Source organism: Streptomyces sp. NPDC001222 (assembly GCF_042896945.1).
Classification (GTDB): domain Bacteria; phylum Actinomycetota; class Actinomycetes; order Streptomycetales; family Streptomycetaceae; genus Streptomyces; species Streptomyces gibsoniae.
In genome coordinates this window covers 1-9,228 of sequence record NZ_JBIAXT010000075.1, presented here as the reverse complement: position 1 = coordinate 9,228, position 9,228 = coordinate 1, and the positions used below count along the sequence as shown (strand labels likewise).

General features: G+C 70.9%; 8 protein-coding genes and 1 pseudogene. 8 read left to right on the top strand and 1 reads right to left on the bottom strand.

Annotation, left to right across the window (positions count from 1 at the left end; genetic code table 11):
• The 3 genes and pseudogenes from ACFY2Z_RS41325 to ACFY2Z_RS41315 all read left to right on the top strand — a co-directional run.
• Positions 1–329: pseudogene (locus tag ACFY2Z_RS41325) on the top strand (zinc-binding dehydrogenase); the annotation flags it as partial.
• A gap of 260 nt (positions 330–589) precedes the next feature.
• On the top strand, positions 590–1,153 hold the full coding sequence (locus tag ACFY2Z_RS41320; RefSeq protein ID WP_390749147.1) for a hypothetical protein: 564 nt from the start codon (positions 590–592) through the stop codon (positions 1,151–1,153).
• Between the two features lie 137 nt (positions 1,154–1,290).
• Positions 1,291–1,728, top strand: a complete 438-nt coding sequence (locus ACFY2Z_RS41315; RefSeq protein WP_390749146.1) for a hypothetical protein — start codon at positions 1,291–1,293, stop codon at positions 1,726–1,728.
• On the opposite strand, the gene ACFY2Z_RS41310 is transcribed toward ACFY2Z_RS41315, so the two are convergent.
• A complete protein-coding gene (locus tag ACFY2Z_RS41310; RefSeq protein WP_390749145.1) occupies positions 1,711–2,346 on the bottom strand; it encodes a TetR/AcrR family transcriptional regulator in 636 nt (211 codons plus the stop codon). The genes ACFY2Z_RS41315 and ACFY2Z_RS41310 overlap by 18 nt on opposite strands.
• Before the next feature lie 137 nt (positions 2,347–2,483).
• Between ACFY2Z_RS41310 and ACFY2Z_RS41305 the strand changes: the two genes are divergently transcribed.
• The 5 genes from ACFY2Z_RS41305 to ACFY2Z_RS41285 all read left to right on the top strand — a co-directional run bounded on the left by ACFY2Z_RS41305 (position 2,484) and on the right by ACFY2Z_RS41285 (position 8,986).
• Complete coding sequence (locus tag ACFY2Z_RS41305; RefSeq protein ID WP_390749144.1) at positions 2,484–3,629, top strand: VOC family protein; 1,146 nt, start codon at positions 2,484–2,486, stop codon at positions 3,627–3,629.
• On the top strand, positions 3,626–4,564 hold the full coding sequence (locus tag ACFY2Z_RS41300; protein ID WP_390749143.1) for a fumarylacetoacetate hydrolase family protein: 939 nt from the start codon (positions 3,626–3,628) through the stop codon (positions 4,562–4,564). Before ACFY2Z_RS41305 ends, ACFY2Z_RS41300 begins: the two co-directional genes overlap by 4 nt.
• Positions 4,561–6,186, top strand: coding sequence for a bifunctional 3-(3-hydroxy-phenyl)propionate/3-hydroxycinnamic acid hydroxylase (locus tag ACFY2Z_RS41295; RefSeq protein ID WP_390749142.1), 1,626 nt, complete (start codon positions 4,561–4,563; stop codon positions 6,184–6,186). Before ACFY2Z_RS41300 ends, ACFY2Z_RS41295 begins: the two co-directional genes overlap by 4 nt.
• 15 nt (positions 6,187–6,201) lie before the next feature.
• The gene (locus tag ACFY2Z_RS41290; protein ID WP_390749141.1) at positions 6,202–8,220 is read left to right on the top strand and encodes an acetoacetate--CoA ligase; all 2,019 of its coding nucleotides are present in this window, start codon (positions 6,202–6,204) and stop codon (positions 8,218–8,220) included.
• 148 nt (positions 8,221–8,368) lie between these two features.
• On the top strand, positions 8,369–8,986 hold the full coding sequence (locus ACFY2Z_RS41285; protein ID WP_390749140.1) for a malonic semialdehyde reductase: 618 nt from the start codon (positions 8,369–8,371) through the stop codon (positions 8,984–8,986).
• The last annotated feature ends 242 nt before the right edge of the window (positions 8,987–9,228 follow it).

Genomic DNA, 9,228 nt, shown 5'->3' with positions numbered 1-9,228 from the left:
TCGCCTTCGACTGCGCCGGCGTCCCCGCCGTCCGCGACCAGGCCGCCTCCGTGCTCGGCCTGGGCGGCTCCCTGATCCTGGTGGGCATCACACCCAGGCCGCTCACCATCACCGAGGGCCTGACCTTCAACTACCTGCAGAAGCAGGTACGCGGACACTACGGCGGCTCCCCCGAATCCGTCTCCGAGCTGGTGCAGCTGACCGCGGCCGGCCGCCTCGACCTGGCCCCCTCCATCACCGACCACCTCCCGCTGGCCGACGCGGCCATCGCGATCCACCGTCTGGAGAACAAGATCGGCGACCCGATCCGCCTCGTCCTCGTCCCCTGACACCTGTTCAGCAGGACATCAAAGCCACCTCGGGCAGGGGTGAGTGGGCGCCGGTGCTTTGTGGGAGCACCGGCGCCCACGGTCTTTCGCTCCCCGGCTCCGCAAAGCGGGCCCGGCGCTTGGCGGTCCGCTCGGTTCACAGCCATCCGCGGTGGACCGCTTGCGCACCCGCCTGGACTCGGCTCGTCGCCCCCAGGCGGGTGGTGAGGTCGGTGATCCGGCGGCGTAGGGTGCGTTCGCTGAGGCCGAGTTGGCGGGATATGAGTCTCCTCCTTCAGCACGGCGTGGAGCAGGTGGAGCAGAGCGCGGTCGGCCTCGCCGAGGTCGGGATGGTCCTCTGGCTCCTGGGCCTCGCTGCCGAACACGGTGTCGCCTTCGCGTTCACCGGCGACTTCAGGACCTACCAGCACCTGGTCCAGATCCTCGACTCCCGTACCGGCACGCTGATCAAGAGTTACGACAGCCCCGGAATGTGGCAGGGCTTCGCCGCGTCCAAGAAGACCGGCCTGATCGAGATGCGCGAGTTCAACGACATGGCCTACCCGGCGGACGGCAGCGACCCCCACGACGTGCCCACCTTCCTGGGCTTCCGCTCCGGAGTGTTCGCCACGTCCGTCGGTGGCACCGAGGCGTTCGTCGGTGGCACCGAGGCGTTCGTCGGCGCCTACCTGTGGTCCCACGACACACCCTTCGCCGACAACGACGGGTTCCTGCGCGAGAGCGCCACGGACTCCGTCCTGGGGGCGAGTCCGATTCAAAGAGCCAGGCCGGGCGGCGGACCGGGTGACGACCTGATCGGTCTCGCGCTGACTGGCGGGCCCTGAACATCTCGAACCAGGCGATCGGTGACCGTGTCGGCGACATCGACTACTTCCAGCACGGCCTGACCACCTACAGGCTCTCCGAGGACGAGCCCACCCGTATCCCGGTCCCGTCCGTTCCGGACGGCGGCACATCGGCCATGGCCCCGCAGGCCGCCGCCAAGGCCGGTCAGTTCCACGGCGACCGCGTCCGCAGCGCGAGGCCGCTCGAGGACCTCGGCATACCGATCGGTACTGCTTCGCTCCCGATCGAGATCCAGAACAGCACTCCGGCAGCCGAGAAGCTGAGCGCGGGCGCGGACAACGACGCCGAGGTCACCCGCGGCGACACCGCGCACGTCGGCGTCTACGCGCTCGGCAGCACCTCCCTGCGGGACATCACCTCCGGCTCCGACGGCCGGTGCGGTATCGAGTGCACGGCCGGCCCCGGCTACGACACCGTCACCGCCCTCGGCTCGCCCACCGCGGGCGTCGACGCGGCCTTGGCGGCCATGAGGGAGCACGCGGGGGCCCGGAGTCGCGATGGACTCCGGGCCCCCGTTGATCAGTCGGGGTCCGGTTCAGTCGAGGCCGGGTAGGGGGCGCCGGGTGACCTCGTGGGCCTCGTCCGCGGCGAGGCCCAACATGCGCAGGACCATCTCCGCCAGGTCGGAGGCGGCCTCGTCGCCGTCCAGATCGGGGCGGTCCAGCCTCAGCGCCACCAAAGACATCAGGGTGCCGCCCATGGCGGACAGGGCGGTGGTCGCGTTGGCGCAGGTGAAGCGGCCCGAGGCGATACCGATCTCCAGGTCGCGCAGGGCTCGCGGGGACAGGCCGCGGTCGGAGTGGATGTGGGCCAGACCGCGGTCGCGCAGGATCCGCATGAGTTCGGGGTGCGAGTCGGCCATCCGGGCGGTGAGCCGGAAGCCGACCGCGACGAGCTCGGCGGGGTCCTCGATCCCCTGCACGCGCTCGTCGATGACCTGGCCGAACTCCTCCAGGGCATCCGTCACCGCGGCGTCGAACAGCTCCGTCTTGGACGCGAAATGGTTGTAGAAGGAACCGAAGCCCACATCCGCGCGCTCGGCGATCGCCTGGATGCTGGCGCTGGTGTCCCCGGTCTCCGCGAGGATCTGCCGGGCCGCACGGACGAGCGCCTGACGGGTTTCGGCGCGGCGCCGCTCGAAGCGGTTCTTGGGCGGGGCTGACATCGGCATGCGCCGAGTGTAACAACCGGGGCGATAGGTCTGCCATTACTGATGAGATCATCAATAATTTGGGCTCACCCTATTGACGATGGGTAACGCCAAAGTTGATGATTTCCTCATTACGGCAGTGTTGCTTGGAGGACACCATGTCCCACTCCCCCGTTAACAGGGACGATCCCCACACGCCCCACCAAGGCCTCCACAGCGAGCGGGGCGCCCTGCGCGGCGAGCACCCCGGACGCGCCCGGAACCCGGTGATCAAGGTGGCGGACCTGGCATGGCTGGAGTTCGAGAAGCCGGACCTGGACCGAGCCGAGGTGTTCGCACGTGACTTCGGATTCGCGATCGCCGCCCGCACCGAGCGGGAACTGTGGCTGCGCGGCACGTTCGCGGGCTCACCCTGCATGGTCATCCGGCGCGGGCGTGGGTCCCGGTTCATCGGGCCGGCGTTCCGCGCGGCCGAACGGGCCGATCTCGACCGGCTCGCCCGCGCCACCGGCAGTACCGTCCGCGACATCGGCGTACCCGGTGGCGGAGGGTCAGTCGCCCTGCTCGATCCCTCGGGCTTCCCCGTCCGGGTCGTGCACTGCGCGGAACAGTTGCCCGCGCTGCCGGAGCAGCAGCCGCTGATCCTCAATACCGGCACGGAAGCCCGCCGCACGAACACCACCCAGCGACCGCCCCGCGAGCCGTCGCGTATCCAGCGACTCGGGCACGTGGTGCTGGAGACCCGCGTGTTCCAGCGGGCCCTGGACTGGTACCTGGACACCCTCGGGATGATCGCCAGCGACTTCCTGTTCCTGGACGGACAGCGGGGCCGCGGACCGACCATGGCGTTCATCCGCTGCGACCAGGGCAGCCTGGCCGTGGACCACCACACCCTGGCCCTGCACCTGGGGCCCGGAACCGGTTACGTCCACTCCGCCTACCAGGTCACCGACCTCGACGCGATCGCCGCCGGCGGTGAGTACCTGGCCGAACGCGGCTACCAGCGCAGCTGGGGCATCGGCCGGCACATCCAGGGCAGCCAGCTCTTCGACTACTGGCGCGACCCCGACCGCTTCATGCTGGAGCACTTCGCCGACGGCGACCTGTTCTCCTGCGACGTCGAGCCCGGGTGGGCGCCGATGTCGGCGAGCGGCCTGGCCCAGTGGGGCCCGCCGGTCACCCGCGACTTCCTGGGCACCAACCCCTCCCCCGCCAAGCTGCGCGAGGTCATGACGGCCCTGCGCGGCGACAACGAACTCGACCCCGCACGCCTGCTGGGCCTGATGAAAGCGATGAGCTCATGAGCACCAATGTTCTGCGCACCAAGGACGGCTGGTGGGGGGTACGCGGCGAGCGCGCCGTCCGTATCGAGACGAAAGCCGTCACCACCGCCGAGCTGCTCGCCGAGCGGGACGCGGTCCGCGAGGCCGCCGCCTCCGCGGACAGCGGCACTCCCCTCGCCGACCTGGTGGCGCTGCCTCCGGTCACCACCCCCTGCCGGGTGGTGGCCCAGATGGTCAACTACCGCAGCCACGCCCGCGATTCAGGCTTCCGCGGCGACATCCCGCCCACCTTCTTCCGCAAGGCGTCCGGCTCGGTCAGCGGCCCGCACGAGCAGATCGTCCGCCCCGCGCATGTGAAGTTCCTCGACTACGAGGTGGAACTCGGCCTCGTCATGGGCGCCCCCCTGCCGGTGGGCACCGTCGTGGAGGAGCGGGACCTGCCGCGCTACGTCGCCGGGCTGGTCCTCACCAACGACGTCAGCGCCCGCGACGTGCAGCTGACCAAGACCCAGTTCTACGAGAGCAAGTCCTACCCGACCTTCACGCCGACGGGGCCGTACCTGGCCCTGCTGGAACCCGAGGACTTCGACCGTCTGCTCGACCTGCGGCTGCGACTTTCGGTCAACGGCGTGCCGCGTCAGGACCGCACGCTCGCCGACATGATCGTACGGCCCGCGCAGGCGCTCACCCTGCTCGCGCGCTTCCAGACGCTCGATGCGGGCGACCTGCTGTTGACCGGCACGCCCGGCGGCACAGCTCTCAAGGCCCCGCCCAAGCCGGTCGAGAAGATCAGTGCACTGCTGCCGCCCGCGGTGAAGTGGAAGGCGTTCTTCAAAGGTCAGTCCAAGAACCCTCGTTACCTGCGTACCGGTGACCTGATCACCGCCACGATCGCCACCCCGGACGGGCGGATCGACCTGGGCGAGCAGCGGACCGCCGTTACGGACGCACCATGAGGGCCGCATCCCGGATACCGGTGGTGATCATCGGTGCGGGACCCGTGGGGGTCATGGCCGCGCTCCTGCTCGCCCGCCGCGGAGTGCGCAGTCTGCTCCTCGAGCGCCACCGGGACATCTACCCGCTGCCGCGCGCCGTCGTCGTGGACGACGAGGTCCGCCGGATCCTGCAGAGCGTCGACGTCCACGAGGAGTTCGCCGCCATCGCCCGCCCGGCGCGCGGGCTGCGGCTCCTGGACGCCCGGCACCGCGTGATCACTGAGTTCCCGCGGTCCCTGCACGGACACCACGGCTTCCCGCAGACCAGCATGTTCGACCAACCCGAGCTGGAACGCCTGCTGCGGGAGGCCTTGGCCGACCGACCGGAGTGCGAGCTGCGGGGCGGGGTGGAGGTCGTGTCCGTCACCCAGTCCGTCACACGGGACACCAACGCACCGGACGGCTCGACGGGACCGGTCCGGGTGACCTTCCGCCGCGACGGCACGGACGACGAGGAACACGTGTGGACCGATGCCGTCCTCGGCTGCGACGGAGCGGGCAGCGTCACCCGCGACGCCATCGGCGCCGTATGGGAGGACCTGCACTTCGAGGAGAGCTGGCGGGTCATCGACGTGCGCACCAGCCGCCGGGTGCGCACCTGGGAGGGCGCCGAGCAGATCTGCTGCCCCAACCGGCCGGCCACCTTCATGCGCGTCGGCGAGGACCGCTACCGCTGGGAGTTCCGGCTGGCCGACGACGAGCCCCTGGACGGCCCTGACGGGTGGGCGCGCCTGCGCGAGCTGGTCGCCCCCTGGGTGGACCTGCCGCCCGCCGCCTCACCAGGCGACGACTTCGAGGTCATCCGGCAGGCGCAGTACACCTTCCGGGCCCGTCTCGCCGACCGATGGCGCCACGGGCGCGTCTTCCTGCTCGGCGACGCCGCCCACCTCACCCCGCCCTTCGTCGGGCAGGGCCTGTGCACGGGCCTGCGCGATGCCCGCAACCTCACCTGGAAACTCGCCCGCGTCCTCCAACAGGGCGCACCCGACGGGCTGCTGGACACCTACGAGCTCGAGCGCAAGCCGCACGCCCGCCATGTGATCCGCGTCGCGGTCGCCGTCGGCTGGGCCATGACCGGCGGACAGGACCGCGGTGCGGCGTTGCGCCGGGCCGTCGTGGGCGCGGCCACCCGCATCCCCGGCGTGACCGCGGCGGTGAGCCGTGACCTCAGCCCCGCCCTGACCACCGGTCCGCTGGTACGATGCCGCCCCCGGCTGACCGGCCGCGTGCTGGCCGGCACGTTCTGCCCGCAGCCCTGGGTTCAGCGCGACGGCAGGCGAGTGCGCCTCGACGAGCTCCTCGGAAACTCGTTCGCCGTCCTGACCGCTGTGCCGCCCACCCCGCCGATGACGGCCGTGGCCACGGCACTGGGCGCACCCACGATCCAGGTCGATGACCTCGGCGACGACGGCCGCCTGGCCGCCTGGCTGGCGAGCGGCCGGGCCGACGCCGTCCTGCTCCGCCCCGACCGCGTCGTGATGGACACCGTCCCCGCCGGCACCGGCGACTTCACGGACACCGCGACCTGGGCTCCTCTGCTGCACACGGCCCGCCGTACCGCCGATGCCCGGCCCGTCCCCTGACGAGGAGCACCCACCATGACCGACCCGCACCCCATGCCGTACCCGGAACCTTTCTTCACTCCCGACCCGCAGGTGGTCGCCGACAGCCGCATCGCGCACTTCGCCCGGTGGGCGGCCGCCCACCGTGGCGTCCAGGGCGCCCACGACCCCCTCGACTACCGGGCCCTGCACCGCTGGTCCGTCGCCGACCTGGAAGGGTTCTGGGAGGCGGTGTGGGAGTACTTCGCCATCGACGCGACGACCGAGTACGAGCGCGTGCTGGCCGAGGAGACCATGCCCGGCGCCCGCTGGTTTTCCGGCGCCACCCTCAACTACGCCCACCACGCGCTGCGCAACCTGCCCCCGGACGCTCCCGCGATCATCGCGCTGGACGAGACCGGAGCCGGCTACGAGATCACGGGCCGGCAGCTGCGTGCCCGGGTCGCCTCCGTCGCTGCCACTCTGCGCGACCTGGGCGTCGGGCAGGGCGACCGGGTGGTGGGCTACCTGCCCAACACCCCCCACGCCGTCATCGCCTTCCTCGCCACCGCCAGCCTGGGCGCCGTGTGGTCGGTGTGCGGCCAGGACTACGCACCCAAGGCCGCCGCCGACCGCTTCGCCCAGCTCGAACCCACGGTCCTCATCACCGCGGACGGCTACTTCTTCAACGGCACCACCCACGACCGCCGCGCCGCCTCGCTCGAACTGGCCGATGCCCTGCCGACGCTGAAGGCCACGGTGCTCGTCGATCACGTGGGCCTTGCCTGGCCCGGGGACAGGCACCCAAGGCCGACGGTTTCCTGGGAGGACGCGGCCACCCGCACCGAGTACCTCACCATCGCCCCGGTCCCGTTCGACCACCCGCTGTGGGTCGTGTTCTCCTCCGGCACCACCGGCCTGCCCAAGGGCATCGTCCACGGGCACGGCGGAATCCTGCTGGAGCACCTCAAGATCCTCGGCCTGCACAGCGACCTGGGCGCCGGGGACCGCCTGCTGTGGTACACCACCACCCACTGGATGATGTGGAACCTGGTCGTCTCCACGCTGCTGACCGGCGCCGCCACCTGCACCTACGACGGCAGCCCCGCGCCGCAGGCCCGCCCGGACATCCTGTGGGAGCTGGCGGCCCGCCACAAGGTCACCGTCTTCGGCACCAGCCCCCAGTACCTGCTGGCCATGGCCAAGCTCGGCATCGAACCCACCGTGCACGACCTGTCGGCCGTCCGTCTCATCGGCTCCACCGGCTCCGCCCTGCCCGCCTCCGCCTACCCCTGGGTCCGCGACCACGTGGGAGCCGGCATCCAGCTGGCCTCCACCAGCGGCGGCACCGACGTCGTCTCCGGCTTCGCCGGCAGCGCCCCCACGACCCCCGTCTGGGCGGGGCAGTTGTCCGCACCCAACCTCGGCGTGGCGCTGGCGGCGTACGACGGCGCGGGACGACCGGTCCTCGACCAGGTCGGCGAACTGGTCGTCACCCGCCCCATGCCGTCGATGCCGCTGTACTTCTGGAACGATCCCGACGGCAGCCGCTACCACGACGCCTACTTCGCCGCCTACCCCGGCGTGTGGCGGCACGGCGACTGGATCACCCTCACCTCCCACGGCTCGGTGATCGTCCACGGCCGCTCCGACGCCACCCTCAACCGCAACGGGGTGCGCCTGGGCAGCGCCGACATCCACGACATCGTCGAACGCCTCCCCGAGATCACCGAGGCCCTCGTCATCGGCACGGAGGAACCCGACGGCGGCTACTGGATGCCCTTGTTCGTCGTCCCCGCGCCCGGCGTGACACTGGACGATGCCCTGCGCGAGAAGATCCGCGACGCGATCCGCGCCGGCGCCTCACCCCGCCACGTCCCCGACGAGATCCTCGCCGTACCGGCCATCCCACACACCCGCACCGGCAAAAAACTCGAGGTCCCTGTCAAACGACTCCTCCAGGGAGCCCCCGCCGAGCAGGTCCTCAACCCCGCGGCGGTCGACAACCCCGACCTGGCCGCCTACTTCGCCCGGTTGGGCGCGGAACGGCGCAAGCGGCCAACAGATCACGCATGACCGACGGCACCCACAGGCCGGGCTGACCACGCCGGGATTTGTGCCCCGCCCGGCTCCACAAAGCCTGTCCCGCCCAGCGGTGCCCGGGCAGAGCTCGCCCCGGCACCACACCATTCGCACACCGAAGCAAGAGAGAAAAGCCGTGAGCATGAGCGACCGCGAACCGCAGCCCCTCGACGTCCTTGACGACGCCGGGCGAAAACTGCTGTTCACCGAGGCCCGCACCGCGAACACCTTCGCCCAGACGGCCGTTACCGACGACGAACTCGCCACGATCTGGGAACTCGCCCGCTGGTCACCGAGCACCGCCAACAGCCAGCCTCTGCGCGTGCTCTTCGTGCGCACCCGCAAGGGCAAGGAGCGACTGGTCCGGCATCTCGACGAGGGCAACAGGACCAAGACGCTTCAAGCGCCGGCCGTGGCGATCCTGGCCTACGACGTCGACTTCCACGAGCAGATGCCGACAGTCTTCCCAGCCCGCGGCGCCATGCTGCGAACGGCGTTCGCCGACCGGACCGAGGCGCGCAAGAGCCTTGCGGCCTACAGCTCGGCACTGCAGACCGGGGTCTTCCTCCTCGCAGTGCGCGCGGCGGGGCTCGCGGCCGGCCCCATGGGGGGCTTCGACAAGGCCGGCGTGGACGAGGAGTTCTTCGCCGGCACCAGCTGGCGTTCGCACCTGGTGGTCAACATCGGTCACCCCGGTGTCGACCCGTGGTTCCCGCGGCTGCCCCGCGTGCCCGTCGAGGACGCCGTCGCCTGGGCCTGACGGCACTGTACCTTCGCCGCGAGCGCGTCGGCACGGAACTTGCCCGCACTGGTGGTGACTTCGGCCGAGCAGGCCACCGCGAGGACATACCGTTCCTAAACAGTGTCCAGGAGTGGCATTTGCTGCCAGCTCCCGGAACTGCGCGCATCCCGAACGGTGTTGGATGCGCTGGTATCCCGCGTTCGCTGTGTCCCCGTCCAGCTGCGTGCATCGTGTGCACGTTCCGTGACGGGTGGGCGGGT

What these genes read in the sequence shown, in the direction of transcription:
- ACFY2Z_RS41320 (WP_390749147.1), top strand. Translation starts at nt 590, where the DNA reads ATGAGTCTCCTCCTTCAGCACGGCGTGGAGCAGGTGGAGCAGAGCGCG.
- ACFY2Z_RS41315 (WP_390749146.1), top strand. Translation starts at nt 1,291, where the DNA reads ATGGCCCCGCAGGCCGCCGCCAAGGCCGGTCAGTTCCACGGCGACCGC.
- ACFY2Z_RS41310 (WP_390749145.1), bottom strand. Translation starts at nt 2,346, where the DNA reads ATGCCGATGTCAGCCCCGCCCAAGAACCGCTTCGAGCGGCGCCGCGCC.
- ACFY2Z_RS41305 (WP_390749144.1), top strand. Translation starts at nt 2,484, where the DNA reads ATGTCCCACTCCCCCGTTAACAGGGACGATCCCCACACGCCCCACCAA.
- ACFY2Z_RS41300 (WP_390749143.1), top strand. Translation starts at nt 3,626, where the DNA reads ATGAGCACCAATGTTCTGCGCACCAAGGACGGCTGGTGGGGGGTACGC.
- ACFY2Z_RS41295 (WP_390749142.1), top strand. Translation starts at nt 4,561, where the DNA reads ATGAGGGCCGCATCCCGGATACCGGTGGTGATCATCGGTGCGGGACCC.
- ACFY2Z_RS41290 (WP_390749141.1), top strand. Translation starts at nt 6,202, where the DNA reads ATGACCGACCCGCACCCCATGCCGTACCCGGAACCTTTCTTCACTCCC.
- ACFY2Z_RS41285 (WP_390749140.1), top strand. Translation starts at nt 8,369, where the DNA reads ATGAGCGACCGCGAACCGCAGCCCCTCGACGTCCTTGACGACGCCGGG.